This window comes from Skermanella mucosa (genome assembly GCF_016765655.2).
Lineage (GTDB): Bacteria > Pseudomonadota > Alphaproteobacteria > Azospirillales > Azospirillaceae > Skermanella > Skermanella mucosa.
Genome location: NZ_CP086106.1, coordinates 3745307 through 3771348, shown reverse-complemented (window position 1 = coordinate 3771348; position 26042 = coordinate 3745307). Strand labels below are relative to the sequence as shown.

At 66.4% G+C, this 26042-nt stretch carries 23 protein-coding genes; 11 read left to right on the top strand and 12 right to left on the bottom strand.

All coding sequences use genetic code 11. The annotated features are described in order from the left end of the window. The first annotated feature begins 34 nt into the window (after nucleotides 1-34). From JL100_RS17380 to hisE, 6 genes are all read left to right on the top strand, one after another. A complete protein-coding gene (locus JL100_RS17380) occupies nucleotides 35-1648 on the top strand; it encodes an ABC transporter substrate-binding protein (RefSeq protein ID WP_202678695.1) in 1614 nt (537 codons plus the stop codon). Between the two features lie 15 nt (nucleotides 1649-1663). Next, nucleotides 1664-2725 carry an ABC transporter permease gene (locus JL100_RS17375; protein ID WP_407697023.1) on the top strand — a complete coding sequence of 354 codons (1062 nt, stop codon included), beginning with the start codon at nucleotides 1664-1666 and terminating at the stop codon, nucleotides 2723-2725. After that, on the top strand, nucleotides 2722-3636 hold the full coding sequence (gene nikC, locus JL100_RS17370; protein ID WP_202678693.1) for a nickel transporter permease: 915 nt from the start codon (nucleotides 2722-2724) through the stop codon (nucleotides 3634-3636). The genes JL100_RS17375 and nikC overlap by 4 nt, the downstream gene beginning before the upstream one ends. Continuing rightward, entirely contained in the window at nucleotides 3633-4511 is an 879-nt protein-coding gene (locus JL100_RS17365; protein WP_202678692.1) for an ABC transporter ATP-binding protein, read from the top strand. Before nikC ends, JL100_RS17365 begins: the two co-directional genes overlap by 4 nt. Further along, entirely contained in the window at nucleotides 4508-5284 is a 777-nt protein-coding gene (locus JL100_RS17360; protein WP_202678691.1) for an ABC transporter ATP-binding protein, read from the top strand. The genes JL100_RS17365 and JL100_RS17360 overlap by 4 nt, the downstream gene beginning before the upstream one ends. Nucleotides 5285-5448: 164 nt before the next feature. Next, nucleotides 5449-5814: a phosphoribosyl-ATP diphosphatase gene (hisE, locus tag JL100_RS17355; RefSeq protein WP_202678690.1), complete on the top strand. Its 366-nt coding sequence runs from the start codon at nucleotides 5449-5451 to the stop codon at nucleotides 5812-5814. 19 nt (nucleotides 5815-5833) lie between these two features. On the opposite strand, the gene JL100_RS17350 is transcribed toward hisE, so the two are convergent. Continuing rightward, complete coding sequence (locus tag JL100_RS17350; protein WP_202678689.1) at nucleotides 5834-6310, bottom strand: CYTH domain-containing protein; 477 nt, start codon at nucleotides 6308-6310, stop codon at nucleotides 5834-5836. Between the two features lie 188 nt (nucleotides 6311-6498). Here JL100_RS17350 and JL100_RS17345 point away from each other — a divergent pair, with 188 nt between their 5' ends. Continuing rightward, the gene (locus JL100_RS17345; RefSeq protein ID WP_202678688.1) at nucleotides 6499-8166 is read left to right on the top strand and encodes an MFS transporter; all 1668 of its coding nucleotides are present in this window, start codon (nucleotides 6499-6501) and stop codon (nucleotides 8164-8166) included. A gap of 283 nt (nucleotides 8167-8449) precedes the next feature. On the opposite strand, the gene JL100_RS17340 is transcribed toward JL100_RS17345, so the two are convergent. The 4 genes from JL100_RS17340 to JL100_RS17325 are packed head-to-tail and all read right to left on the bottom strand — an operon-like array spanning nucleotide 8450 to nucleotide 11780. Further along, the gene (locus JL100_RS17340; protein WP_202678687.1) at nucleotides 8450-9337 is read right to left on the bottom strand and encodes a glycoside hydrolase 5 family protein; all 888 of its coding nucleotides are present in this window, start codon (nucleotides 9335-9337) and stop codon (nucleotides 8450-8452) included. Beyond that, complete coding sequence (locus JL100_RS17335; protein WP_228420764.1) at nucleotides 9334-10089, bottom strand: TIGR04290 family methyltransferase; 756 nt, start codon at nucleotides 10087-10089, stop codon at nucleotides 9334-9336. Before JL100_RS17335 ends, JL100_RS17340 begins: the two co-directional genes overlap by 4 nt. Then, nucleotides 10089-10694 (bottom strand): histidine phosphatase family protein, encoded by a 606-nt coding sequence (locus tag JL100_RS17330; RefSeq protein WP_202678685.1) that lies wholly within the window; start codon nucleotides 10692-10694, stop codon nucleotides 10089-10091. Before JL100_RS17330 ends, JL100_RS17335 begins: the two co-directional genes overlap by 1 nt. A gap of 6 nt (nucleotides 10695-10700) precedes the next feature. Then, on the bottom strand, nucleotides 10701-11780 hold the full coding sequence (locus tag JL100_RS17325) for an inositol-3-phosphate synthase (protein ID WP_456115301.1): 1080 nt from the start codon (nucleotides 11778-11780) through the stop codon (nucleotides 10701-10703). A gap of 531 nt (nucleotides 11781-12311) precedes the next feature. Between JL100_RS17325 and JL100_RS17320 the strand changes: the two genes are divergently transcribed. Then, nucleotides 12312-13346: an FAD-dependent oxidoreductase gene (locus JL100_RS17320; protein WP_202678683.1), complete on the top strand. Its 1035-nt coding sequence runs from the start codon at nucleotides 12312-12314 to the stop codon at nucleotides 13344-13346. 12 nt (nucleotides 13347-13358) lie between these two features. On the opposite strand, the gene JL100_RS17315 is transcribed toward JL100_RS17320, so the two are convergent. Continuing rightward, complete coding sequence (locus JL100_RS17315) at nucleotides 13359-14954, bottom strand: DUF4384 domain-containing protein (RefSeq protein ID WP_202678682.1); 1596 nt, start codon at nucleotides 14952-14954, stop codon at nucleotides 13359-13361. A 224-nt stretch (nucleotides 14955-15178) separates the two neighbouring features. On the opposite strand from JL100_RS17315, the gene JL100_RS17310 reads away from it, so the two are divergent. Then, a complete protein-coding gene (locus JL100_RS17310; RefSeq protein WP_202678681.1) occupies nucleotides 15179-15907 on the top strand; it encodes a Crp/Fnr family transcriptional regulator in 729 nt (242 codons plus the stop codon). A gap of 45 nt (nucleotides 15908-15952) precedes the next feature. Here the strand turns inward: JL100_RS17310 and JL100_RS17305 are convergent, their stop codons facing one another. From JL100_RS17305 to JL100_RS17280, 6 genes are all read right to left on the bottom strand, one after another. After that, nucleotides 15953-16282, bottom strand: a complete 330-nt coding sequence (locus tag JL100_RS17305) for a hypothetical protein (RefSeq protein WP_202678680.1) — start codon at nucleotides 16280-16282, stop codon at nucleotides 15953-15955. A gap of 188 nt (nucleotides 16283-16470) precedes the next feature. Then, nucleotides 16471-17940: a mechanosensitive ion channel family protein gene (locus JL100_RS17300; protein WP_202678679.1), complete on the bottom strand. Its 1470-nt coding sequence runs from the start codon at nucleotides 17938-17940 to the stop codon at nucleotides 16471-16473. A 177-nt stretch (nucleotides 17941-18117) separates the two neighbouring features. Continuing rightward, a complete protein-coding gene (locus JL100_RS17295) occupies nucleotides 18118-18447 on the bottom strand; it encodes a hypothetical protein (RefSeq protein WP_202678678.1) in 330 nt (109 codons plus the stop codon). 222 nt (nucleotides 18448-18669) lie between these two features. Further along, nucleotides 18670-19119, bottom strand: a complete 450-nt coding sequence (locus JL100_RS17290; protein WP_202678677.1) for a phasin family protein — start codon at nucleotides 19117-19119, stop codon at nucleotides 18670-18672. 127 nt (nucleotides 19120-19246) lie between these two features. Next, the gene (locus tag JL100_RS17285) at nucleotides 19247-20185 is read right to left on the bottom strand and encodes a response regulator transcription factor (RefSeq protein ID WP_202678676.1); all 939 of its coding nucleotides are present in this window, start codon (nucleotides 20183-20185) and stop codon (nucleotides 19247-19249) included. Continuing rightward, the gene (locus JL100_RS17280; protein WP_202678675.1) at nucleotides 20169-23558 is read right to left on the bottom strand and encodes a hybrid sensor histidine kinase/response regulator; all 3390 of its coding nucleotides are present in this window, start codon (nucleotides 23556-23558) and stop codon (nucleotides 20169-20171) included. The genes JL100_RS17285 and JL100_RS17280 overlap by 17 nt, the downstream gene beginning before the upstream one ends. A 168-nt stretch (nucleotides 23559-23726) precedes the next feature. Here JL100_RS17280 and urtA point away from each other — a divergent pair, with 168 nt between their 5' ends. Both urtA and urtB read left to right on the top strand, forming a co-directional pair. After that, nucleotides 23727-25013, top strand: coding sequence for an urea ABC transporter substrate-binding protein (urtA, locus tag JL100_RS17275; RefSeq protein ID WP_202678674.1), 1287 nt, complete (start codon nucleotides 23727-23729; stop codon nucleotides 25011-25013). Nucleotides 25014-25114: 101 nt separating this feature from the next. Beyond that, nucleotides 25115-26041 carry an urea ABC transporter permease subunit UrtB gene (gene urtB / locus JL100_RS17270; protein WP_202678673.1) on the top strand — a complete coding sequence of 309 codons (927 nt, stop codon included), beginning with the start codon at nucleotides 25115-25117 and terminating at the stop codon, nucleotides 26039-26041. Nucleotide 26042: the final 1 nt, after the last annotated feature.

The following is a 26042-nucleotide window of genomic DNA, read 5'->3' as shown; positions in this document are numbered from 1 at the left end:
CAACAAGATGCCAGGACAGGAGAGAGGCCGTTTCATGGACAAGTTCGCCCGGAGTCTGATGGGAGCCGCCTTCGTGGCGCTCGCGGTCGTGGGAACCGGCGTCGGGACCGCAGCGCCGGCCCTGGCGGACACGCCGAAGGATGCGCTGGTCATGGCCTGGCAGTTCGACGACATCATCAGCCTCGATCCGGCCGAGATCTTCGAACTGTCGGGCGCCGAGTACGGCGCCCAGGTCTATGAGCGGCTGATCTCCTACGACGTGAACGACGTCAGCAAGATCCTGCCCGGGCTGGCGGAAAGCTGGGAGGTCTCGGACGACGGAATGACCTATACCTTCAAGATCCGCGACGGCGTCAAGTTCCACTCCGGCAATGCCCTGACCGCCGAGGATGCGGCCTATTCGTTGCGCCGCGCGGTCAAGCTGAACAAGTCGCCGGCCTTCATCCTGACCCAGTTCGGCTTTACCAAGGACAACGTGGACCAGAAGGTCCGGGCCACCGACGCCCGCACGCTGGTGATGGAGACCGACCAGGCCTATGCCCCGACCTTCGTCCTGTACTGCCTGACCGCCGGCGTCGCCTCGATCGTCGATGCCAAGCTGGTCCAGCAAAACGAGAAGGACGGCGATTTCGGGACCAGCTGGCTGAAGACCAATTCCGCCGGCTCCGGCCCGTTCAAGCTGCGCCAGTGGAAGGCCAGCGAGATGCTGATGCTGGACGCCTACCCGGATTACTGGCAGGGCGGTCCCGCCATGAAGCGGGTGATCATCCGCCACATCCCCGAGCCCGCCACCCAGCGGCTCCTGCTGGAGAAGGGCGACGTGGACGTCGCGCGCAACCTCAAGCCCGAGCAGTTCGAACCGCTCCGCGCGTCCAAGGACGTCCGGCTGGTCGAGGCGCCCAAGGGCACGCTCTGGTATATCAGCCTCAACCAGAAGAACGAGATCCTCGCCAAGCCCGAGGTCCGCAAGGCGATGCGCTACCTGGTCGATTACGACGCCATGCGCGGCAGCATCATGAACGGCCTGGGCACCATCCATCAGGCGTTCCTGCCCAAGGGCTTCCTGGGCGCCGTGGAGGACAAGCCGTTCAAGTACGACCCGGCGAAGGCGCGCGAACTGCTGGCCGCCGCCGGCTATCCCAACGGATTCACCGTCACCATGGACGTGCGCAACACCTCGCCGACCATGGACATCGCGCAGACCATCCAGGCCAGCGCCGCCGCGGCCGGCGTGAAGATCGAGCTGCTGCCCATGGACGGCAAGCAGGCGCTGACCAAGTACCGGGCGCGTAACCAGGACATTTATATCGGCCAGTGGGGTCCCGACTACCAGGACCCGCACACCAACGCCGAGACCTTCGCGTCCAACCCGAACAACGCGGACGACGGCACGTCCAAGACGCTCGCCTGGCGGAATGCCTGGGACATTCCCGAGCTTACGAAGAAGACCGCATCGGCCGTGCTGGAGCGGGACGCCGGCAAGCGCGCGGCCACATACCGGGAACTGCAGAAGACGGTGATGGAGGACGGCCCCTTCGTCGTGATGTTCCAGCAGGTCGAAGTCCCGGCGGTTCGCGCCAACGTGGAAGGGCTCGTCTGGGGACCCAGCTTCGACACCAACCTGTACCGGCTCGCGACCAAGAAGTAGCGTGCTTTGACCGATATCATCAAAGCGGGCGGCGACACCGCCGCCCGTCGACGCCGGAGCCCGGCGGGGCCGCTGCGGCGGATCGCCGGGCTGCTGGTCTCGGTGACGCTCACGCTGCTCGGACTGCTCCTCGTCACCTTCCTGATCGGCCGCGTCGTGCCGATCGACCCGGTGCTGGCCGCCGTCGGCGACCGCGCCAACGCCGAGACCTACGAGCGGATGCGGCAGGAACTGGGCCTGGACCTGCCGTTATGGCAGCAGTTCGGCCTGTACGTCGCCGACGTGGCGCGCGGCGACCTCGGCACCTCGGTGCTGACCTCGCGTCCGGTGCTGGAGGATGTAGCCCGGGTCTTCCCCGCCACCCTGGAACTGGCCACCGCGGCCGTCATCTTCGGCGTGGTGCTGGGCATTCCCGCCGGCGTGATGGCCGCCGTCCATCGCGGCCGCTGGCCCGACCATCTCGTGCGCGTGCTGGGGCTGGTGGGCTATTCGGTGCCGGTGTTCTGGCTGGGGCTGGTCGGGCTGCTGCTGTTCTACGCCAAGCTTGACTGGGCGCCGGGGCCTGGCCGGATCGACGTGTTCTACGACGGGCTGGTCGATCCGGTGACCGGCATCCTGACCGTGGACGCGCTGCTGGCCGGCGAGACCGAGATCTTCTGGAACGCGCTGTCCCATCTCGTCCTTCCGGCCTCGATCCTGGGCTATTTCAGCATCGCCTATATCAGCCGCATGACCCGCAGCTTCATGCTCGACCAGCTCCGGCAGGAGTACATCACGACCGCCCGGGTCAAGGGCCTGTCGGAAACCCGCGTGATCTGGCGCCATGCGCTGGGCAACATCGCCGTGCCGCTCATCACGGTGGTGGCGCTGTCCTACGCAACCCTGCTGGAAGGGTCCGTCCTGACCGAGACGGTGTTCGCCTGGCCGGGCCTCGGCCAATACATCACCAACAGCCTCTTGAGCGCCGACATGAACGCCGTGCTGGGCGGCACGCTGGTGGTGGGGGCCGTCTTCATCGGATTGAACCTGCTGTCGGACCTGCTGTACCGGCTGCTCGACCCGAGGGCCAGGCGATGACCGCCGCGCCGACGAAGGGGAGCCTGCGCGACTGGCTGCTGACCGACACGCCGCGCTCGCGCGGGCAGGCCCGGCTGGGCCGGCTTTATGCCGGCTGGCTGGCCTTCTCGCGGAACCGGCTGGCGATGGTAGGCTTCTTCATCATCGCGGCCCTGATCCTCGTCGCCCTGTTCGCGCCGCTGATCGCGACCCAGTCGCCCTACGACCAGGACCTCGCGAACCGGCTGCAGCCGCCCGGCGCCGACCACTGGTTCGGCACCGACCAGTTCGGCCGGGATATCTTCTCGCGCGTCGTTCACGGCTCGCGGCTGACGCTCTACATCGTGCTCCTGGTGGCTGTCACCGCCCCGGTGGTCGGGCTGCTGATCGGCACCGTGTCCGGCTATCTGGGAGGCTGGACCGACATCGTGCTGATGCGGGTCACCGACATCTTCCTGGCCTTCCCCAAGCTGATCCTGGCGCTGGCCTTCGTCGCGGCGCTGGGACCCGGGATCGAGAACGCGGTGATCGCCATCGCGATCACCTCCTGGCCGCCCTATGCACGCATCGCCAGGGCCGAGACCATGACGATCCGCCACAGCGACTTCATCAGCGCGGTCCGCCTTCAGGGCGCCTCGCCCGTGCGGATCATCGCGGGGCACGTGATCCCGCTCTGCACCTCCTCCCTGATCGTCCGGGTGACGCTCGACATGGCCGGGATCATCCTGACCGCCGCTGGGCTGGGCTTCCTGGGGCTGGGCGCCCAGCCGCCGCTGCCGGAATGGGGCGCCATGATCTCGACCGGACGGCAGTACCTTCTGGAACAGTGGTGGGTCGCCACCTTGCCGGGACTCGCGATCTTCGTCGTCAGCCTGGGCTTCAACCTGCTGGGCGACGGGCTGCGCGACGTGCTGGACCCCAAGAACGGATGACTTCCCTGACACCCCCACTCCTCACCGTCGAGAATCTGCGCGTCCGCTTCCCGGCGCGCGACGGCTTCACCGAGGCCGTCCGCGGCGTCTCCTTCACCGTCGGCCGGGAGAAGCTGGGCATCGTCGGCGAGTCCGGCTCGGGCAAGTCCATGACGGGTCGAGCCGTCCTGCGGCTGGTGCCGCCGCCGGGCGAGGTGACCGCCGACCGGATCGAGTTCGACGGCACCGACCTGCGCACCGCGTCCGAGCGCACGCTGCGCGGCATCCGGGGCCGTCGCATCTCCATGGTCATGCAGGACCCCAAGTTCTCGCTCAACCCGGTGATGACGGTGGGCCGCCAGATCGCGGAGGCCTACCAGGTCCACAGCGGCGCCGGCCGGCGCGAAGCCAGGCGCCGCGCGCTGGAAATGCTGGACTCCGTCCGCATCCGCGACCCTGAGCGGGTATTCGGCCTGTACCCGCACGAGGTCTCCGGCGGGATGGGCCAGCGCATCATGATCGCGATGATGCTGATCCCAGACCCCGACCTGCTGATCGCGGACGAGCCGACGTCGGCCCTGGACGTGACGGTCCAGATGCAGGTACTGGCGATCATGGACGAACTGTGCGGCAGGCGGGGGATGGGGCTGATCTTCATCAGCCACGACCTCAACCTCGTCGCATCGTTCTGCGATCGGATCCTGATCATGTATGCCGGCCGGGTGGTCGAGACCTGCCGGGCCGACGAACTGCACGACGCGAAGCACCCCTACACCCGCGGCCTGCTGGACAGCCTGCCCAGGCTGGACGAGACGCGGTCCGAACTGCCGGTCCTGACCCGCGATCCCGCCTGGGCGGACAACCGAACGGGCAACGGAACCGGGAGCGGCCGATGATCGAGGTCGAGGATCTGAACGTCACCTTCGGCCACGGCGAAAGCGCCATCCACGCGGTCCAGGGCGTCACCTTCCGGGTCGGCGAGGGCGAAAGCTTCGGTCTGGTCGGCGAGTCCGGATCGGGCAAATCAACCGTTTTGCGCGCGGTCAGCGGGCTGAACCCGGACTGGACGGGGATCGTGTCGGTCGACGAGCAACCGCAGCGGCAACGCCGGGACAAGGCCTTCTTCAAGCGCTGCCAGATGGTCTTCCAGGACCCCTATGGCTCGCTCCACCCGCGCCACACCATCGACCGCATCCTGGCGGAACCCGTCGCGATCCACGGGCTGGGCGATGCCGACCGGCGCATCGAGCGCGTCCTGGGCGAAGTGGGGCTCGGCTCCGGTTTCCGCTTCCGCTTTCCCCACCAGCTTTCGGGCGGGCAGCGCCAGCGGGTCGCCATCGCGCGCGCCCTGATCCTGGAGCCGCGCGTGCTGCTGCTGGACGAGCCGACGTCGGCCCTGGACGTCTCCGTCCAGGCAGAAATCCTCAACCTGTTGAAGCGGCTCCGGGCCGAGCGCGCCCTGACCTACATCCTGGTCAGCCACAATCTTGCGGTGGTCGCATACATGTGCGACCGGCTGGCCGTGATGAACCGGGGCCGCGTGGTGGAGGAGATGTCCGTTGCCGACCTGCGGCGCGGCGAGGCCGCGCAGGACTATACGCGCCAGCTCCTGCGCGCCAGCCAGGGCTACGATCGGGCCAAGGCCGACGGTTTCCGGGATTTCGCCTGATCGTTACTTTGGCCGAAGCATTCTGTCCGAAAGAGGGATAGAAAGCTGCTGACAAGACTGCGTCAGCTTACCACCTGTAAGATCTGTCATTATAATTCCAGGATGGGAGCGACTCAGGCATAGTGAGCCGCAATCTCGCCCTGCCGGCCAATGGTACATACATCATGCACGACTCATTGAGACGTCTATACCAATCCATCCTTGAGCATCGGGAACTCGACCCGAAGAAGTCGCGCACGGCCAAGCTCCACCAGGCCGGCCGGGCGAAGATGGCTCAGAAAGTCGGGGAGGAAGCGGTCGAGATCGTGATCGAAGCCGTCCAGGACAACCATGACGGCGTGGTCGCGGAGAGCGCCGACCTGATCTACAATTTGGCGGTCCTGTGGGCGGACATGGGGATCACCCCTGACGATATCTGGGAAGAGATGCGGCGGCGCGAAACGGCGCTCGGGATCGCCGAGAAGCTTCCCAAGAGCGCTGACAGGCTATCCGCCGTCGAGGAACCGTTCCTGGTGCGCAAAGCCGTTTGAAAGTACCTGCGCAGGAGGCTCAGGCAGCTTGCGTCCAACTGGAAACGGGTTCGACGGAAAGGCTGGAGTTTCCATAACGTGCGTCGTAGGTGATCTCGCGGCCGACCCAGTGGGGCAGGGTGATTTCCTGCTCCGGGTGGGAAAGCTCCACTTCGGCTACGACCAGCCCGGCATTCAGGCCGCCGAACACGTCGATCTCCCACGCCAAGCCGGCGTAAGGCAACGTGTACCTGACCTTTTCGATCAGCGATTCAGGCGGCAGTCGCGACAGCATGGCCGCCGCGATAGGCAATGGAATATTGGTTTCGAACTCGGACCGGGTCATTCCCTGTCGCGGACCCTTTATGGTCAGGAAAGCGCGGTCATTCCGGATGCGGATACGGATACGTGACTCCCGGTCGAAAGTAAAATATCCCTGGATTATTCTGTCCCCGTCCCGGCAGAGCCGATCGATATCCTGACAGACCAGGAATCTCCTTTCGATTTCGAATGACATGATTGCCAACCGACTGCGTTGTGACAGGGAGACAGTAGACCGGTATGACCGGTCCGTAAAGGGCAATACCGCCGCCGGTCATATGTCTTTTGTTCTGCTCCGGGCTCGCTCGCCCGTGGGCCGGTTCTCTCCCTTACCTGTTGAAACGGGTGCTCCTCCTCCTCCCGCCAATCCGACTACGCTGATTCATGCCGGCACGAGAAGAAGACACCAAGACGACCGCGGCCGCCGTGAGCGTGCCGAAACTGCCTTCGGCGCTGGCGCCATTCCGCTATCCGATGTTCAGGGCGATCTGGTTCGCCACCCTGATGTCCAACCTCGGCGTCTGGATCCAGTCGGTCGGCGCCGCCTGGCTGATGACATCGATCGCGGACAGCGCCGCCATGGTGGCGCTGGTCCAGTCGGCGACCGCCTTGCCGGTGCTGATGTTCTCGCTTTTCGGCGGCGCGCTGGCCGACCTGTGGGACAGGCGGCTGGTGTTCATGACCGGCCAGGTCATCGTCCTGTCGGGAGCCACCCTGATCGCCGTGCTGGAAGGCGCGGGGGCCGTGACGCCGTGGCTGCTGCTCGCCCTGGTGTTCTTGATGGACACCGGATCGGCGTTGCGCCAGCCTGCCTATCAGGCTTCGGTAGGCGACCTGGTGCCCCGGTCGGAGCTGCCGGCCGCCGTGGCGCTGAACAGCATCGGCTTCAACATCGCCCGATCGGTCGGGCCGGCGATCGGCGGGCTGGTGGTGGCGACGCTGGGCGTCCAGGCGTCATTCATCCTCAACGCGGTTTCCAACATCTTCATCATCGGGGTGCTGCTGGCGTGGCGCCCGAAGCGTCCGGGGGACGAGCTGCCGCGCGAGGGCCTGTTGCCCGCGATGGCCAGCGGCTTGCGCTATGTCGGAGGCTCGCCCACCGTGCTGACGGTGATGCTACGCTGCTTCGCCTTCACCGCCACGGCCGGGGCCGCCTGGGCGCTGCTGCCTCTGGTCGCGCGCGAGGATCTCGGAGGAGGGCCGTTCACCTACGGTATCCTGCTCGGCAGCCTGGGCGTCGGCGCCATCATCGGCGCGCTGAACATCGGCGTGCTGCGCCGACGAACCAGCGGCCAGATGCTGGTCGCGATCGGGACGGTGTCCTTCGCCGTCGCAACCCTGGTGCTGGGGCTTTTCCCGAGCCTCTACGCGGTGATACCGGCCCTGGTGCTGGGCGGGGCGGCCTGGATGTTGACGCTGTCCAGCTTCAACGTGATGGTCCAGCTCTCGGCCGCCAACTGGGTCAAGGCGCGGGTACTGTCGATATACCAGATGTCGCTGTTCGGCGGCCTGGCGCTGGGAAGCTGGGGCTGGGGCCATGCCGCCGAGGAGATCGGCACGGGGCAGGCGCTCACCGCCGCCGGCCTTGCGCTGGCGCTAAGCCTGATCCTGGCGCTGCGCTTCCGCCTGCCGGCCAACATCGCGCCAGACATGTCCCCGATCACGGCACTGCCGCGCCCGACCCTGGCACCCGGCCTGGATGCCGGCCCCGGCTCCGTCGCCGTGACGGTCGAGTACGAGGTCGATCCCGCCGACGCCGCGGCCTTTGCCGCCGCAATGAGAAACCTGCGCCGGCTGCGGCGGCGTGACGGTGCCGTGCGCTGGACCCTGTACCAGGACGCCGCCAACCCGTGTCGCTGGGTCGAGGCGTTCCTGCTCCGCTCCTGGCTGGACGACCTCCGCCACCAGCGCCGCACCACCATGGCCGACCGGGAGATGCTGGACCGTGTCCGCGCTTTCCACCGGGGCTCCGCCGACCCCCGCGTCTCCCATCTGCTGGCCCGCGGCACACCCCGCATGGGCTGGCCGCCGGGCGCCGACGCCGAGCATTGAGGACGACTGAATGTTCGGACTGGAAGATCTTTACAGCATTTAAACAGTCACATGCATTCACTAGAGCTGTTTCCGACCGGGTTGAACCGCTCCGGTCCATGCAGCCTGACGTTCCATTCGCCGCGATGCGTTGAGCCACGGCCCAACCTACGGTTTGATGCAGGGCGGAGGTGATGCGGACCGTCGATCGTAGGTTGGGTCATGGCCCAACGCATCGTCCCGGCTGCTCCGGCCGGATCGACCTGATCGGGCACAGCTCTAAAGGCGAGCTACGGGTGCCGCCTCAAGCCGCGTACCGCCGGACCATCGTGGCGCAGAATTCCGCGAACTCCTCCGGCACCTGGGGCGGGCTGGTGTGGTGGGGAGCCAGCCCGCGGTGTTCCGGGGTGAAGCAGAAGGTCACCGTCACGTCGAACTCCTCCAGCGCCTTCATCTGGCGGTCGAACCAGTCCAGGGCGTTCGGGCGGAAGCTGTCGGCCCAGCTCAGGCCCGTGCGCAGGTGCCGGACGCCCAGGTCGCGCAGCCACCGGACGGCGTCGTCCAGGCGGTGGTCCTCGTAATGGAACCACTGGCAGATGCCCATGTCGGGCGTGTAGCGGTTGAAGTGGCTCATCGCCAGCTTCGGCGAGCCGTCCTCGCGCAGCAGGCCCATGTAGAAGTGCCGATAATACGACGACCCTTCCGCTTCGCGATGGCGGGTCGTCGCCTCCCACGAGCGGGGCAGGTCGTACAGGCTGTACCAATGGATGCGCGGCACCCGGCCGATCAGCAGGTCGGCGGTGCGCTGAAGGCCGAATTCCTGGACTTCCTCCGCGCCGAACGTCGAAACGCCGACCTCGCTGACCCAGACCGGCAGGTCGGTGACCGCCTGGATCTCCTTCAGCCGTTCGGGCCATTCGTGGATCGGCCACAGGTTCCAGTCCAGCGGAAAGCCGTGGACCGCCACCACGTCCACATGGTCGAGCACCCCGCGCGACCGGAGCTTGGAGATGAACACCGGGTCGATCGGCGAGATGCCGCCCAGGACACGCAGCAGGCCGGGGGCTTCAGCCTTGATCGCCTGGCCCGCCAGCGACGCCATCCGGCCGAAGGCGATCCAGTCCGGGTCAAGCTCGGGATCCCAGTGGGACTTGTTGTTGGGCTCGTTCCAGATCATCGCCGCTTCGATCATTGCTGTCCCCTCGCTGGATAAACGGCGGCCACCCCGGGCGCCCGGCGTTCGGTGCGGCGGCAGAGATAGACCTCCTCCTCCGCCCTCTGCTGGATGTCGAAACCGCTGTCGCGCAGCATGGCCTCGACGCAGGCCCGGTTCGGGATCCACCAGTTGCTGTCGTCATTGGAATAGCGACGTTCGACGAAATGCATCTTCGGGTAGCCGGGCTTGCCGAAGATGCCGGTCTCGGTGATGGGGTAATTCTCGTCCAGGGGCTCGACCTCCTGGCTGCCGCGCATCATCGACTGGAACAGCAGCAGGTCACGCGCCGCATGCTCATGGATCAGGTCCAGCGCCAGCAGCGGATGGCGCAGGTGATAGAGTACGCCCATGAAGATCACGAGGTCGAAGCGTTCCCCGAGCCGGCCCAGGTCATAGACCGACATCTCGCGGAACTCGATCTCGACGCCGCTCATTTCGGCCGCGAAACGGGCTTGGCCCAGATACATCGGCTCGCTGTCGATGGCAACCACCCGGTCGGCTCCGCGGCGCTTCATCTCGATCGAGTAGAAACCGCCGTTGCAGCCGATATCCAGCACGGTCATGCCGCGCAGATCTTCCGGCACCGCATGGGCGAAGCGTTGCCACTTGACGTTGGGATAGTCACCCAGGAAATGGTTCGGCGCGGTGCGCACGCCCTTCAACTCGATATTGTGAAACCACTGGCCCAGATCATCGATCCGGCGCCGGATTTCGTCCTGCTCGCTCATCATGGTTCCTCGTTGATCCGCAGGATGCGGGGCCCCCAGGGGCCGATCTCGATGGTGCTGACGGAGGCTGTCGCTACCTCCAGCCGCAGGAGAAGGTCCAGCGGCATGCCGAGACAATGGGCCAGGACGGCCCGGATCACGTCGCAATGGCTGACCAGCACGGCGGAACCTTGCAGCCCGCCGTGGACCAGCTTCTCGATGAACCTCAGGGTCCGCGCCTGCACCTCCGCCATGGTCTCGCCGCCGGGCGGGCGCGTTCCGCTTCGGAAATGATTCCAGCGGCGCCAGTCCTCCCGTGCGTCCAGTTCGGCGAACGGGCGACCGGTCCAGTCGCCGAAGTCGATCTCGATCAGGGCTTCGGAGATCCCGGCGGCAAGCCCCAGGCGATCGGCGATGATGCCGGCCGTCCGGGTGGTACGCTCCAGCGGGCTGGAATAGACCGCGGCGATGCCGCCGGCATGGGCCAGCCGCTCCGCCGTGCGCCGGGCCTGGTCGATTCCGCGCCCCGACAGCGCAATGCCGGGCGTGCGGCCGGCGAGCAAACCCGGGGGAAGGTCATGCTCGCCGTGCCGCACGAGGTGGATGGTCGGAACGTCCTGGCCCACGTGCCGTCAGGCTTCGCCGTCGATGAAGCGCAGGGTGCGCGTGCGGGCCTCGGCATCGGTGAATTGCTGCGGCGGCGTCTTCATGAAATAGCTGCTCGGGCCGATCAGCGCCCCGCCGATGCCGCGGTCCAGCGCCAGCTTGGCGCAGCGCACGGCGTCGATCACCACGCCGGCCGAGTTGGGGGAATCCCAGACTTCAAGCTTCAGCTCGCAGTTCAGCGGGACATTGCCGAAGGTCGTGCCTTCCATCCGGATGTAGCACCATTTGCGGTCGGCCAGCCACGGCACGTAGTCACTCGGACCGACATGGGCGTTCTCGTTGGACAGCGGCACGTCGAGCTGGCTGGTCACCGCGTTCGTCTTTGAGATCTTCTTCGATTCCAACCGCTCGCGCTCCAGCATGTTCTCGAAATCGGCGTTGCCGCCGAAATTGAGCTGGTAGGTACGGTCCAGGCGGACCCCACGCTCGCGGAAGAGGTTTGTCAGCACGCGGTGGACGATGGTGGCGCCGACTTGGGACTTGATGTCGTCGCCGATGATCGGCAGGCGCTTCTCCTCGAACCGCCGGCGCCACGCGTCATGCGACGCGATGAAGGAGGGGATGCAGTTGACCAGCGCGCAGCCAGCTTCCAGCGCCTGCTCCGCATAGAACTCGGTCGCGCGCTCGGACCCGACCGGCAGGTAGGAGACCAGGATCTCGGCGCCGCTGCGGCGCAGCACCTCCGCTACGTCGACGACCGGCCGCTCCGACTCCGTGACGACCTGACCCAGGTACTTGCCGAGACCGTCCAGGGTCGGCCCGCGCTCGACCGTAACGCCGGACTTGGGCACCTCCGCGAACCGGACGGTGTTGTTCGGCGGGGCGTTGATCGCTTCGGCCAGGTCGCGCCCGACCTTGGCGTCGGACACGTCGAAGGCGGCCACCACCTCGATGTCGCGGATATGGTAGCCGCCCAGCGTGACGTGCATCAGGCCGGGCACCTGATCGTCTTCGGCGGCGTTCTTGTAGTATTCCAGGCCCTGCACAAGCGATGAGGCACAGTTGCCGACGCCGACGATCGCGAGGCGAACCTTTTTTCCGTTCACGAGCATGCTCCGTTCTGATGATCCGCACCAGGCGGAATGGGAGCAACCGCCTGTACCGTCCCTGATTCCGAAATGGATGCCGCCATGGCTCCGGATGCCTCCGGCACCGCGACTTCCGGTTCCGACGGCGAGGAGCGAAACACGCCACCCTCCATCTTGTTCCGGGCCATCTTGTTCCGGGCCATCTGGCTACTCTCCAACCTGTTCCCGCAGGCCTTTCCGGGCATCCGACGATGGATCGACCCGGAAGGCCCGGTATCGGCCGAACGAAGGTGCGGCATGCTCGCGGTCAATACTTTGATGCCATATCGTTCTATGAACAAAAGGCGACTTAAAGTTATTAACGAAAGCCCTCACATTGGGCCACGGTGTTAGAGACGTAGATTTCGAGAAGCGAAAAGAACTTCGCCGCGATTTGTCCGCAGCAACTGCCGCTGACAGCGTCTTTCGGCATACGCGAGGGTTATTCAAGGCGAGAGGTTTTTTATGTCTGCCGACAGGATAGAATGTGTCGTGATCGGGAGCGGAACCTTGGGGGCCGCCGTTGCCCGGCGTCTTGCCCTCGACGGGCGGGAGGTGATGCTGATTGCCCGGCGCGACCGCCAGCAGGATGACGGCGGGCATGCCCTGGCTGCCGGCGGCTGGCCGGAGCCGGTCGAGGCCCCGGTCGTGGATCGCCCCCGGACCCTCCGCGCCCGCTTCTCCGCCCTCGGCGCGAAGGCGCTGGTATCCTACTGTGCTCGCCAGGAAGTCCCGTTCCGGCGCACGGGGCAGCTGCTGATCGCGCGCGATGACGTCGAGATGGCGCTGCTTGAAGACATGAAACAGCGCGATCCCTCGGTGGAGTTGCTGTCGGTGGCCGATGTCACCGCCCACGAGCGGGGATTGAGATGCATCGGCGGGCTGTTTGCTCCCGATGCGGGCATCGTCGATGGCGACGCACTTCGCCTTGCCCTGCGGATCGAGGCGGAGAACGCCGGCGCCTTCGTCACCGAGGATTGCCGGCTGGTCGCGGCCTATCCCATGAGGCGTGGATTCGAGGTGGATCTCGGCGGGATGCCGGGCGAGCTGGAGACGGTTCGCTGCGACAGCTTGATCAATGCGACCGAGGATTACGAGGCGGTCCAGATCGCCGCCCGGGTCGAGGGCATGCGGAACCATGTTCCGCCCGAACTGTCCGGACCGGGGTCGAAACGGTACAAGCTGGAAGGCACGGCGCCTTTCGACCGGCTCGTGGTGCCGGGCTGCCGCGGGGCCAAGTCGGCGGCGCTGTTCTTCTCCGGCTTTCTGGGCGAAAGCTGGATGGACGTCCTGTCCGAGCCGCGGGACTTGGTCGGCCGCGATAACGATGACCAGGATACGGAAGACCCGCGGCCGGACGATTTCCGCATCCAAGGGCAGGCGGAGCATGGCATCCCGGGGCTGATCAACCTGTTCGGCGTCGATGCCCGGTCGGAAACCCGGGCGGCCCTGGCGCTCGCCGACGGCGTGCTGGACACATTGTCCGGCCGCGTCCACTTGTCGGAGCTGCGGTCGGCCCCGCCGTCCAGCTTGGCGGTGGCATAGGGCCGCGACCGTTCAGAAGTCGACCGTGTTGGCCGGGACGACACGCAGGTTCAGGCGCTTGGTCCGAATGTTCCCGCCGGGGATTTCGTCGAAAGCCTGGGCGACACTCTGAAGGGTCGCCTGCGGAATCGGCCTCAGATCCTCTATCTTCATCGCGTCGGGCAGGGACAGGCCGACCTCCCGGGCCGAGGCGAAGCACGCGACCGCCTCGCTTTCGCCGACGCTATCCAGGCGGATGTTGAAAGGCTTCTCGTAACCGGGCGGGATCTCGACCTGCTGGTTCGCCGTCACGAAAGCGTCGGGCTGGAAGCGGTTGGGAAAGACCCGCGCCACCGTCCCGTCGCTGTCCTGGTAATAGCAATAGAGGAACGCGTCGGTGGTCGCCTGCGCCCTCACCACCAGGGCCTCTCCCTGCTTGAATTGGGGCGCCGGGCCGCGATCCGTGTTGAGGAACAGGTCCAGGCGTCGTTCGCCGCTCGCATCCGTCGGGATCAGCGGAATACCGGGACCGCCGGCATTGGCGATGGCGCCGGTGCGTCCGGGCGCGCGGGCGGTCACTCCGGGCTTGCCCAGCATTGAGTAGTACAGGTCGAAATCGATCCTGCCGGTGGCGATCAGGTCGTTGTCGGTCTGGTAGCGCGCGGCCGCCTCCTTGGTCTCGATGTCGTAGATGCCGGTGATCGGTCCCTCGTAATAGCCGCCGCTGGACAGGATCTGCTGCGCGAAGCGGACCTGCTCGTCGGGCGGGGTGGTGTCGAACCATTCGCGGGCCTGGGCCCGGAAAGTCGGGTTGGTCTGGTCGAGGCCAAGGCACTGCCAATAGGGCACCCGGGTCAGCTTGCCCAGCGTCTCGACCACGCTCAGGTCGACCAGCGTCCGGACGGCCTGGTGGAAGCCTTCCGACTTGTTGAAGGCCACGTTGAAAGCGAAGCCGGCCTTGTCGATCCGTCCGCCGGCATCGCCGCTGATGCCTGACCGCACCACGGCGATCGAGTTGCTGGCCGACATGCCCGGCAGGATCTGGCGGGTCACCACCTCGCCGACGTTCAGGTCCACCGAAACGACCGAGACGATCCGGTCGCGCGATGCCCCGATGTCGAGGAAGGGCAGGGACACGGAGCCGCCCTGCAGCTCGCTCAGCACGTTCTCGTCCAGCTGGGTGATGGCGCCCCGGATATAATAGCTGGGCACCACGAAGTCGGGCTGGACGCCGATCAGGGCGGACAGGGCCGTGACGTCGCTGTTCGGGTTGGGCTCGAAATCGACGAAGCGGAACGCGTTGCTGCGGGCCGACATGCGCGAGATCGCGGTGATCAGCATCTCCTTGGTGCCCGCCGCGACCTTTCCGGTGGCGTCGGGAATGCCGGAGGTCATGATGTAGATGTCGCTCTTGCCGTGCTGCCACAGCAGGGTGTCCATGCATTGCAGGCTGCTGGTGAAGCTGCTGATCGTCTTTGTGGTCGGCGTCTTCGGCTCCACCACGACGGGGGCGATCGCCGGGTCCGACAGGCATCCCGCGAGCATCAGGCACCCGCCCGCCAGCCACCCGGCGCGCCCGGCCCAGCCACGGCGGGCCGGCCCACGGCGGCGAAGGCGGATCTTGGGCATGGCGGGACTCCTTTCCTGATCGATGCTGTCCGAAGACTTGAGAGGGATTAGTCTCTATCTGAAAGACTGGAGGGGGCAATCGCTATTTCGTTTAGCTTTCCACCATCCAGGGAGAAGTGGACAGTCCCGGACCGGCGTGACCATAATGTTCCCCAAATCATGGATGGGTACAATCCTTGGTGTGCCCCGGTCCATGACGAGACATAGTCTGGAGAGCATCGCCGATGGCCACTATGGGACTGGAGGAGAAGCTTGCCGTCCTGGCGGAGCACTCCTTGCTGAAGCATGTCGATCCCGGCGAACTGTCGCAGCTGGCGGCCTATGCCACCGTCGCGCAGCACCGGCCGCGGGCCATCATCTTCCGCCAGGGCGATCCCGGTTCCAGCATGATGGCCGTGCTGTCGGGCCGCGTTCGGATCTGCAGCTACTCGGCCGAAGGCAAGGAGGTGACGCTGAACATCGTCCGGAAGGGCGAGTATTTCGGCGAGATCGCCTTGCTCGACGGCAAGCACAGGACGGCCGAGGCGGTGGCGATCGAGGATACCAGCCTGCTGGTGCTGGAGCGGCGCCACTTCCTGCCGTGGCTGGAGAGCCATCCCACCGTCTGCCTGCGCATGTTCAACGTCCTGTGCGACCGGCTGCGCCGAACCAGCACCCAGCTGGAGGACACCCTGTTCCTGGAAGTGCCGATCCGGCTCGCCCGCTGCCTCGTCCGCCTGGCGACGGCTTTCGGGGTGGAGGAGCGGGGCGGAGGAACCCGGATCGACGTCAAACTCTCCCAGCAGCAATTGGGGACCCTTGTCGGCATCACCCGGGAAAGCACCAACAAGCACCTGAACGAATGGCAGCGCGACGGGCTGATCACTGTCTCGGCGGGATCGATCACGATCCGCGATCTCGACGGCCTGCGCGAGCTTGCCGACTTCTACGACGAGGACGAGGCGGAGGCCTGATCCCGCCCCGCGGCGGTCCCTGCGCCGCGGGGCCGTGCCGCATCCTCAGCAGTCGCTTTCGGAGCTGATCCCGCCGACCGTCTGGCAGGCGCTGGACAGGAAGCCGGTCGAGGCGTTCACCGCGTTGTTGGCGAGGCCGATGACGGTGGCGTTGCCCTTGACGTTCACGTCGCCCTTGACCGAGCCGATGTTCTGGTCCGCCTTCGCCAGGAAGCCGGTGGCGGCGTTGACCGCGTTGTTCGCCAAACCGATGACGGTGGCGTTGCCGCCGATCTCGACGCCGCCGCGCTGCTGGGCCAGGGCCGGGCCGGCGGAAAGGGAACCGATGACGATGGACAGGGCGACCAGAGCGGGGGCGGTGGTGATGCGGATCATGGACTGAACTCCTTTTCATCGGGTTTGCGGTGGGGTTCGGCTTCAGTGCCGATCGCGTCCTTCGCGATGACACAAACCTACCCAAACCCTTGCTCCGACGATGTAAACCGGCTTACATCAGGCCCGGAATCACTGTGAAGCCGGCCACGTCCGGCGATTCCGTTCAGCGGGGATCGGACCGGTGCGGATCATGGCGCCGGAAGTCCGAAGAAGTCCCGCAGCCGGTCCAGCAGGTCCCGCCGGTGGGGGACCGGCGGCATCGGCATCGGGCGCAACGCGGTCGCGCGTTTCTCGGCATTGTGTTCCGCCCGTTCCGCCATCAGCTCCGAAAGCCTCTCTGCCAGTTCGGCGCGGTCGTGCAGCAGCGGGCGCAGTTGCTCGCCGGCCAGCTCGTAGACGACCGCGTCGGTCAATGCCGCCACCGTGGCGCTACGCGGCTCGCCGGTCAGCAGCGCCATCTCGCCGAAGATGGCTCCTGGCGCCATGCGGTCCAGCACGACCGGCCGCGACCCGTCCACTCCCATGACGGTGCCCCGGACTTCCAGCAGCCCCTCGGTTATCAGGAAGAGAGAGGATCCCTGGTCGCCCTGGTTGACCACGACGGCGCCGGCCGCGAACTGCCGGCGCTTCATCCGACTCGCCAGCGCGTCCAGTTCGGCCGTCGTGAAAGCCTGGAAGAGGGGAATCGCGCCCAGCATACGGCGGCAGATGTCCATGCCTTCCAGGTCGCGGCCGGCGCGGCCCTGGGGGATCAGGCTCCGGCGCGGTGCCGAAACCGGCAGGCCGGCGTCGCGCAGCGCCTTCAGCACGGCGGCGGCCACCGCGTCGCGGCAGGCCACCTCCGCGCCGTGGTCGGGCACCCGGAAGCGCAGCAGGTAGCAGACGCCGGCGTCCCCGACGCTCTCCACCACCACGTCCGACTGCCCCTCGGCCAGCAGGTGGTCGACCGACAGCAGGGCGGACATCAGCACCCGGCGCGCCCGCCTGACCGGCACCGCGGGGTCCAGGTGGACCCGCAGCGATGCCCGGTAGGAGGGTTCCGGCAGGCTGAAATTGACGAAGCGGCTGCCGGCGATCAGGCCGTTGGGCAGGATGACGGTGGTCCCGTCCGTCGTCAGCAGCCGGGTCGAGCGCCAGTTGACCTCGACCACCTTGCCCGTCGCCCCGGGTCCGCCGGAGGCCGTTCCCACCTGGATCCAGTCGCCGATCCGGTAGGGATGTTCGACATTGATGGCAATGCCCGAGAAGATGTCGGACAGGATGTTGCGCAGCGCGAAGCCCATGACCGCGATGACCACGCCCGACGTCGCGACCAGGCCGGTGACCGGCAGGTGAAGCACGAAACTGGCGACCGCCAGTCCGGCAAGCCCGAAGAACAGGACGCGCGCCAGATCGCCGACCAGCCGGGGCGCCGCAGGCGACCGGTCGGTCGCTGCCGGCCGCCGCAGCAATCCATCGACAACGCGGGTTCCGAACCAGGCCAGCCCGAACCATCCGGCGGACCCGGCCAGCAGCGTCACGGCATCGTCGAACGCGCCGTCCATGCCCAGCCCGAGCCGCGACCGGACCATCGGCCACAGGAAGCTCAGCGCGAAGCCGCAGAGGGTCACGGCCAGGGGCAGGGTAGGCAGGGGCAGCCGGCGTCCGGACGTCTTCATCGCGTCTCACATGATCGATCCCCGGACAACTCCACGGGAGCGGGCAGGGAAGTTTAGGCTCGAAGCGGCCCGGGCGAGAAGCGGACGAAATGCGGCCGAACGAAAAATGCCCCGCGGCACTTGCCGCGGGGCGCAAGGTAGGAGGCGGGGAGGAAAGAGCGGGACAGGGGCGCGGGATCAGCAATCGCTCTCGGAACTGACCACGCCGACCGACTGGCAGGCGTTGGAGAGGAAGCCAGTGGCCGCGTTGACCGCGTTGTTGGCGAGGCCGATCACCGTGGCGTTGCCCTTGATGTTCACGTCGCCCTTGACGGCGCCGATGTTCTGGTCCGCCTTCGCCAGGAAGCCGGTGGCGGCGTTGACCGCGTTGTTCGCCAAACCGATGACGGTGGCGTTGCCGCCGATCTCGACGCCGCCGCGCTGCTGGGCCAGGGCCGGGCCGGCGGAAAGGGAACCGATGACGATGGACAGGGCGACCAGGGCGGGGGCGGTGGTGATGCGGATCATGATGGTGTCTCCTTCGGGGCTTCGGGGTTCAGGTTCGCGGCGGTGGCCGCTGTCGTCTTCGATGGACAAACCCTATCCGCTGCCCGCCCCGAAGCCTGTAAACCGGCCCACAGGAGTTGGACTTTCGGTGTGATGAAGATCACGCCGCACGCGCTCCAAAAGAAAACGCCGGAACGGCCTTGCGGCTGCTCCGGCGTCGCGACGTCTTCTGGAATTCCGCCTTCAGCCCTTCTGGTCCAGCCTTTCGCCGGCTTCCCTGGCCTTTTCCGCCGACAGGCGGGACAGGCGCTCGCTGAAGCTCAGCAGCTCCTTCAGATTTTCCTGGAGATAGCGGTTCTGGATGTCCAGGACGTCGTTCGGGCTACGCGCCGAGGCGAGTTGCTGCATCATCTCCGACTGCCGCTTGGCGGAATGCTTGGCATACTCCGCGCACTCGGCGGCGGCGCTGCGGGCGCCCGATGTCATGGTCTCGGCGATCCGCTTCATCATTTCGAAGTTCTGGCCGGATCGCTGGATCATCTCCTGGGAAACCTTCGCCGACATTCCCGCCACGTCGGCCATGTTGCCCATCTGGTTGCGAAGCTGGTCGGCGCCCTGGCGAAGCGCGTTCTCGGCCTGCTGGGTTCCCTTGCCGGTCGCGGCGGCGCCGGTGTTGCTCTTGTCGTCCGCCATGTGTTCCTCCCCATAAGCATTGTTGTCGAAACGCCCTCCCGTCTGCCGGAACCGGCCGCGGGCATGGCGACATGGGATTCAACACGCGGAAAGACGAAATGTTGTCGGACGCCGGCGGGGAGTTGCTTCACACCAGCCCCACCGTCCGAATCGCGATCACCGCCGCCGAGGCGCGGTTCTCCACGCCCAGCTTTGCGTAGACCTGCTCCAGGTGCTTGTTCACCGTGCGGGCGCTCATGCCCAGGATCTCGCTGATGTCGCGGTTGGACTTGCCGCGGGCGATCCACAGCAGCACCTCCGACTCACGCGCGGTCAGGCTGAGCCTTTCCTTCAGCAGGGTTTCCTCGGCGCAGCTCCGGTTGTTGACCAGCCGCAGCAGGAACTCGTCGGGGCCGGCGCGGCCGACATAGGTGAACTGGATCTGGTGTCCGTCGCCGCCGCATGTCACGGCGACGCCGTCCGTCCGCCCGTCGGAGCCCGAACGGTCACGCTCGGCCAGCCAGTTCCTGACCGCGACGGGAAGCCGTCCCCCGTCTCCGGCGGCGGCGTCCAGCAGCGGGGCCAGCAGGATGCTCGCCTGCGGCGTGCACCACAGCACCTCGCCCGCCTTGCTGGCGGCCAGCAGGAACCTGCCCGTGGCATCCAGCGCGGTGCGGGCGCTCTGGGCCAGCCGGGCATTGGCCAAGTGGGCGTGCATCCGGACGATCAGCTCGTCCGGGACGATCGGCTTGGTGACGTAATCGACGCCGCCGGCTTCAAAGCCCGCGACGATGTGCTCGGTCTCGGTCAGGCCGGTCATGAAGATGACCGGCACATGGGCCACGTTCTTCTTGTCCTTCAGCCGCTTGCAGGTCTCGAAGCCGTTCATTCCCGGCATGATCGCGTCCATCAGGATCACGTCGGGCGTGATCTCGTCGACCAGCGCCAGCGCCTTGGCGCCTTCCAGCGCCACCAGCACGGTCACTTCGGCCTCTTCCAGCGCGTCGGTCAGCATGCCGAGCGTTTCCGGGGAATCATCGACGACCAGCACGATGTCGCGTGCCTTCAGCCTATCCAGCATGACCATCGAGCGCCTCCAGGGTCCGCATGTAATCGTCGAGCGCCAGGTCGTTCACCAGCGACTTCATGTGGCTGACGAACGGGCCGCACTCGGGGCTCCTCACTTCGATCTCGTCGAGCTTGGTCTTTATCCCGCGCACATAGCCGATCCGGCCGAGCTGGCGCAGGTCGTCCAGGTGTCCGCGCCCCGGCACCGTCCCGGGCGGGAAGCCGGCCCTCGCCGGCTGAACCGGCTCGACCGCGGCGTCATGCACCCAGTCCAGCCCCAGCACGGCCCGGATCGTGTCGAGCAGCGCCGGGATCGTGATCGGCTTCTCCAGGTAACCGTCATGGGCGGTGCCGCCGTCCTCCTCGGCTCCCGGTTCCGCCCGCCCTTCCGCCGCGTTGGCGGAGATCATGACGATCCGGGCGCTGACACGGCTGGACCGGCGCAGCAGCCGGGCGGCGTCCCGCCCGTTGATCCCGGGCATGGAGATGTCCATCAGCACCAGGTCGGGCTGGATCTCCTCGGCCAGCGCCACGCAGGACGCGCCGTCCGTGGCGGTGAAGACGATGAAGCCCAGCGGTCCCAGGATCTCGGTCACCAGTTCCCGGTGGTCCGGATCGTCGTCGGCGACCAGCACCGTCCGGCGCGGCCCGGCGTAGCCGGTGATCTTCAGGGCGACTGGCGCCAGCCGGCTCGGCCGCCGCACCTCCGACAGCAGCAGCTTGACGCGGAAGACGCTGCCCTTGCCGGCGGTGCTGCCGACCGAGATCTCGCCGCCCATGATCTCCGTCAGCAGCTTGGTGATGGTCAGGCCCAATCCCGTCCCGGGCGTCATCCGGGCGCCCGCCAGCCGGCCGCGCTCGAACGGCTCGAAGATGCGGCCCAGGTCGTCGGGCAGGATGCCGATGCCGCTGTCCTCCACCTCGATGTCTGCGACCTGGCTGCGGTATCGGATGCGGAGCGCTATGAAGCCGCCGGGCGTGAACTTGATCGCGTTGGACAGCAGGTTGATCAGGATCTGGCGCAGCCGCTTGGCGTCGGTATAGACCACCAGCGGCAGCGTTTCCGGCCGGTCGAACACGAACTCTATTCCCTTCGCCGTCGCCTGGAGCCTGAACATGTCGACGATCTGGTCCAGGAACTCCACCAGATGGACTTCGTCGCGGTTCAGCCGCAGCCGCCCGGCCTCGATCTTCGAGATGTCGAGCAGCCCCTCGATCAGGCTCGACAGGTGCTCCGAGCTGCGCCGGATCACCTTGATGGCGTCGCGCCGGCGCGGCGGGATGGTCTGGTCGGCCTCCAGCAGTTGCGCGTAACCGAAGATAGCGTTCAGCGGGGAGCGCAGCTCGTGGCTCATGCCGACCACGTAGCGGCTCTTGGCGAGGTTGGCGGCCTCCGCGACCTCTTTGGCCTTCTGAAGCTCGGCGTCGGTCCGCTCGTGGGCTTCGATCTCCTGCATCAGCAGGTTGGTCTGGCGCGCGGTCTCCTCCTGCGCGACCTTGCGGCTTTCCTGGGCCAGCACGAACAGCCAGGTCGCCACGCCGGTGATGATCATCAGGATGAAGAACAGGTTCCAGAAGATGCCGGCGATGGTCTCGCGGTGGGCGTCGTCGTTCAGCACCGCCTGGTGATAGATCACCGTCAGGATCAGGCCGATGATCAGCCCGAACAGCGCCAGCAGGCTCAGGTAATGGCCCAGGCGGGAATTCATGCGGTCGACCACCCGCTCCGGCAGGGCCAGCCTGAGCCACCCCAGCACCTGTTCCGGCATCCGCGACTGCGGTTTGCAGACGTCGCCGCAGCGGGCGTCGAGCGAGCAGCACAGGGAGCAGATGGCGCCCGAATAGGCCGGGCAGAAAGCCATGTCCTCCCGCTCGAACGAATGCTCGCAGATCACGCACCGGGTCATCGCGGTGCTTGGCAGCAGCCCCGCCGAGGAGCGCGCGATGTAATAGCGCCCTCCCGTCGCCCAGGCGATCAGCGGGGCCGCGGCGAACGGCACGGCGAGCGCCACGAAGGGTGCCAGCGCCTCCACTGTGACACCGAACAGCCCCGTGAAGGCGAGCGCCGAGGCCAGCACCCCCAGCAGCATCGCACCGACGCCGACCGGGTTGATGTCGTACAGGTGCGCCCGCTTGAACTCGATGTGCGGCGGACTCAGCTTCAGCGGCTTGTTGATCAGCAGGTCGGCGACGATAGCGCCCACCCAGGACACCGCGACGATCGAGTACAGGCCCAGGATCTGCTCCAGCGCCTTGTAGATCCCGACCGCCATCAGCAGGAAGGCGATCGCGACGTTGAACACCAGCCAGATCACCCGTCCCGGATGGCTGTGGGTCAGCCGGGAGAAGAAGTTCGACCAGGCGATCGACCCGGCATAGGAGTTCGTGACGTTGATCTTGATCTGCGACACGACGACGAAGGCCACCATCACGAACAACGCCACGTCGGCGCTGGAGAACATGTGGCCGAACGCGATCAGGTACATCCGCGTCGGCTCCGCCGCGTGATCGATCGAAACCCCCTGGCCGAGCGCCAGGACGGCCAGGAACGATCCCGCCGCCAGCTTGATCGCCCCCAGCACGATCCAGCCCGGTCCCGCCGACAGCAGGGAGGTCCACCAGACGAAGCGGTTTCTCCGGCGCTTCACCGGCATGAAGCGCAGGAAATCGACCTGTTCGCCGATCTGCGCGATCAGCGCGAAGATCACGCCCGAAGCCGCCCCGAACAGCAGCAGGTCGAACGACCCGTCAGGATCTCCCGCCAGCCCGGCATGTCCGGTCCATTCCTCCAGCCCGTCGGAATGGTGGATCGCGATGAAGACGAAAGGCAATACGTGCAGCACCACCCAGACCGGCTGGGTCCAGAGCTGGAAGCGGCTGATGAAGGTGATTCCGTGGGTCACCAGCGGGATCACCACCAGCGAACTGATCAGGTAGCCGGCGGACAGGGGAATGCCGAACCCCATCTCCAGCGCCAGCGCCATGATCGCGGCCTCGATCGCGAAGAAGATGAAGGTGAAGGAGGCATAGATCAGCGACGTGATGGTCGAGCCGATATAGCCGAACCCGGCGCCCCGGGTCAGCAGGTCGATGTCCACCCCATAGCGGGCGGCGTAGTAGCTGATCGGCAGGGCCGTGAAGAAGATCAGCAGACCCACCGCCAGGATCGCCGCCATCGCGTTGGTGAAGCCGTAGTTCAGCGTCACCGTGCCGCCGATCGCCTCCAGCGCCAGGAAGGAGATGGCGCCCAGGGCGGTGTTGGCGACCCGCAGCGCCGACCAGCGCCGGGCACCCTTGGCGGTGAAGCGCAGCGCGAAGTCCTCAAGGGTCTGGTTGGCGACCCACTGATTGTAGGTGCGCCGGACCCTGACGATCTTCTGGAGCGCCGCCATCCGTCCTCGATCCGCCGTCAGATTGATAAGGCTCCCCGATGAAGGGTGCCGGACACGTTAGCCCGGTCCCTGAATACTAGCATATACGTCAATTGCCGTATTGCTGCATCGCGGCATCGACCGGAACCTTTGCACCTGCCCGACGCCGATCACGCACAAGGAGGTTGCATGTCTTCCGATCACACCCCGACCAGCCCCCAATTGAATGGCCCCGAGTCCGCCCTGCGCCGCAAGCTTCTGCTCGGCATGGCGGCCCTTCCCGCCGCGGCGCTCCTGCCGGGCCTGCTCCCCAGGGCGGCTTTCGCGCAGGCTCCGGCCACCTCGGCGGTCAACACCACCGGGCTCGCGGTGACCGACAGCACAGTGCGGGTCGGCATCCTTCACTCCGTCACCGGCACCATGGCGATCAGCGAGACCGGATCGGTCCAGGCGGAGAAGCTGGCGATCGCGCAGATCAACGAGATGGGAGGGGTGCTCGGCCGCAAGATCGAGTTCATCCAGGAGGACGGCGCCAGCGACTGGCCGAACTTCGCGGAGAAGGCCAAGAAGCTGCTGGTCAACGACAAGGCCGCCGCGGTGTTCGGTTGCTGGACCTCGGCGTCCCGCAAGGCTGTGCTGCCGGTGTTCGAGCAGTACAACGGCATGCTCTACTACCCCACCTTCTACGAGGGGCTGGAGCAGTCCAAGAACGTGATCTACACCGGGCAGGAGGCTACCCAGCAGATCCTCGCCGGCATCGACTGGGTGGTGAAGGAGAAGCAGGCCAAGAGCTTCTACCTGCTGGGGTCCGACTATATCTGGCCGCGCACCTCCAACAAGATCGCCCGCAAGCACATCGAGAAGAACAGCCTGAAGGTCGTGGGCGAGGAGTATTTCCCGCTCGGCCATACCCAGTTCAACTCGGTCATCAACAAGATCAAGCTGACCAAGCCCGACGTGATCTACGCGATCATCGTCGGCGGCTCCAACGTCGCCTTCTACAAGCAGCTGAAGGCGGCCGGGATCGACCTGTCCAAGCAGACCCTGGTCACGATCTCGGTCACCGAGGACGAGATCCTCGGCATCGGCGGCGAGAACATCGCCGGCGCCTATGCCTGCATGAAGTATTTCCAGTCGCTCGACAACCCCAACAACAAGGCCTTCGTCCAGGCCTTCAAGAAGATGTGGGGCGAGAACATCGTCATCGGCGACGTGACCCAGGCGGCCTACCTGGGGCCGTGGCTCTGGAAGCTGACGGTGGAGAAGGCCGGCAGCTTCGACGTGGACAAGGTGGCGGCCGCGTCACCCGGCATCGAGTTCCAGCAGGCCCCCGAAGGCTATGTCCGCATCCACGAGAACCATCACCTGTGGAGCAAGACCCGCGTCGGCAAGGCCAAGGCCGATGGCCAGTACGAGGTGATCTACGAGACCGCCGACCTGATGGAGCCGGATCCCTTCCCCAAGGGCTACCAGTGACCTGAAGGCGCGTTCGGAGGGGCGGCGTCCCCGCCGCCTCCGGTGCGCGGGACGCGCCCCCTCCGACCGTGCGGGAGCACCATTCGTCAGGAGAGCGATCCATGTTCGAAGGCTACACGCTGGCCGAACTCGGCTCCATTTTCGCCATGCAGGGGTTCGCCGGGCTGATCCTGTTTTCCGTTTTCGTGCTGATGGCCCTCGGGCTCGCGATCATCTTCGGGCAGATGGGCGTCATCAACATGGCGCACGGGGAATTCCTGATCCTCGGGGCCTACATCACCTATTTCACGTCGAACTTCTTCCTCAACTACATTCCGGCCCTTTTCAGCGCCTATTTCTTCGTTGCCATGGCCCTCGCCTTCGTCGGGGCGGGGGCGCTCGGCATGCTGGTGGAATGGGCGATGATCCGGCACCTCTACCGCAGGCCGCTGGACACGCTGCTGGCGACCTGGGGCCTCAGCCTGATCCTCCAGCAGTTCTACCGCTCGGTTTTCGGTGCCCGCGAGGTCGGCGTGGAACTGCCGGAATGGCTGATCGGCTCGCTGCCGGTGACAGACATTATCGAGGTACCGATCAACGGCCTGTTCGTCATGGCGCTGACCCTGATGATCACGACGGCGGTCGGCGTGCTGATGTACCGCTCGCGCTGGGGCAAGCAGGTCCGGGCCGTCATGCAGAACCGGGTCATGGCCGGCGCGGTGGGCATCGATACCGAGAAGGTCGATCGCTACACCTTCGGCATCGGCTGCGGCATCGCCGGGGTCGCGGGCAGCGCCTTCACCATGGTCGGATCGACCGGGCCGACCTCCGGGCAGCTCTACATCGTCGATACCTTCCTGGTGGTGGTTTTCGGCGGTGCCCAGAGCCTGCTCGGCACGATCGCGTCGGCCTTCGTGATCTCCCAGGCCCAGTCCACCATGGAATTCTTCCTCAGCGGCTCGATGGCGAAAGTGCTGACGCTGCTGACGGTCGTCGGAATTCTCATGCTGCGGCCCCAGGGCCTGTTCGTCCTCAAGGTAAGGCGGTGAG

Coding starts and splice junctions, on each gene's coding strand:
- JL100_RS17310 (WP_202678681.1), top strand. CDS start 15,179: ATGGCCACTATGGGACTGGAGGAGAAGCTTGCCGTCCTGGCGGAGCAC.
- JL100_RS17290 (WP_202678677.1), bottom strand. CDS start 19,119: ATGGCGGACGACAAGAGCAACACCGGCGCCGCCGCGACCGGCAAGGGA.
- JL100_RS17335 (WP_228420764.1), bottom strand. CDS start 10,089: ATGAGCGAGCAGGACGAAATCCGGCGCCGGATCGATGATCTGGGCCAG.
- JL100_RS17340 (WP_202678687.1), bottom strand. CDS start 9,337: ATGATCGAAGCGGCGATGATCTGGAACGAGCCCAACAACAAGTCCCAC.
- JL100_RS17315 (WP_202678682.1), bottom strand. CDS start 14,954: ATGCCCAAGATCCGCCTTCGCCGCCGTGGGCCGGCCCGCCGTGGCTGG.
- JL100_RS17295 (WP_202678678.1), bottom strand. CDS start 18,447: ATGATCCGCATCACCACCGCCCCCGCCCTGGTCGCCCTGTCCATCGTC.
- hisE (WP_202678690.1), top strand. CDS start 5,449: ATGCACGACTCATTGAGACGTCTATACCAATCCATCCTTGAGCATCGG.
- JL100_RS17360 (WP_202678691.1), top strand. CDS start 4,508: ATGATCGAGGTCGAGGATCTGAACGTCACCTTCGGCCACGGCGAAAGC.
- nikC (WP_202678693.1), top strand. CDS start 2,722: ATGACCGCCGCGCCGACGAAGGGGAGCCTGCGCGACTGGCTGCTGACC.
- urtB (WP_202678673.1), top strand. CDS start 25,115: ATGTTCGAAGGCTACACGCTGGCCGAACTCGGCTCCATTTTCGCCATG.
- urtA (WP_202678674.1), top strand. CDS start 23,727: ATGTCTTCCGATCACACCCCGACCAGCCCCCAATTGAATGGCCCCGAG.
- JL100_RS17300 (WP_202678679.1), bottom strand. CDS start 17,940: ATGAAGACGTCCGGACGCCGGCTGCCCCTGCCTACCCTGCCCCTGGCC.
- JL100_RS17350 (WP_202678689.1), bottom strand. CDS start 6,310: ATGTCATTCGAAATCGAAAGGAGATTCCTGGTCTGTCAGGATATCGAT.
- JL100_RS17380 (WP_202678695.1), top strand. CDS start 35: ATGGACAAGTTCGCCCGGAGTCTGATGGGAGCCGCCTTCGTGGCGCTC.
- JL100_RS17285 (WP_202678676.1), bottom strand. CDS start 20,185: ATGGTCATGCTGGATAGGCTGAAGGCACGCGACATCGTGCTGGTCGTC.
- JL100_RS17345 (WP_202678688.1), top strand. CDS start 6,499: ATGCCGGCACGAGAAGAAGACACCAAGACGACCGCGGCCGCCGTGAGC.
- JL100_RS17365 (WP_202678692.1), top strand. CDS start 3,633: ATGACTTCCCTGACACCCCCACTCCTCACCGTCGAGAATCTGCGCGTC.
- JL100_RS17280 (WP_202678675.1), bottom strand. CDS start 23,558: ATGGCGGCGCTCCAGAAGATCGTCAGGGTCCGGCGCACCTACAATCAG.
- JL100_RS17305 (WP_202678680.1), bottom strand. CDS start 16,282: ATGATCCGCATCACCACCGCCCCCGCTCTGGTCGCCCTGTCCATCGTC.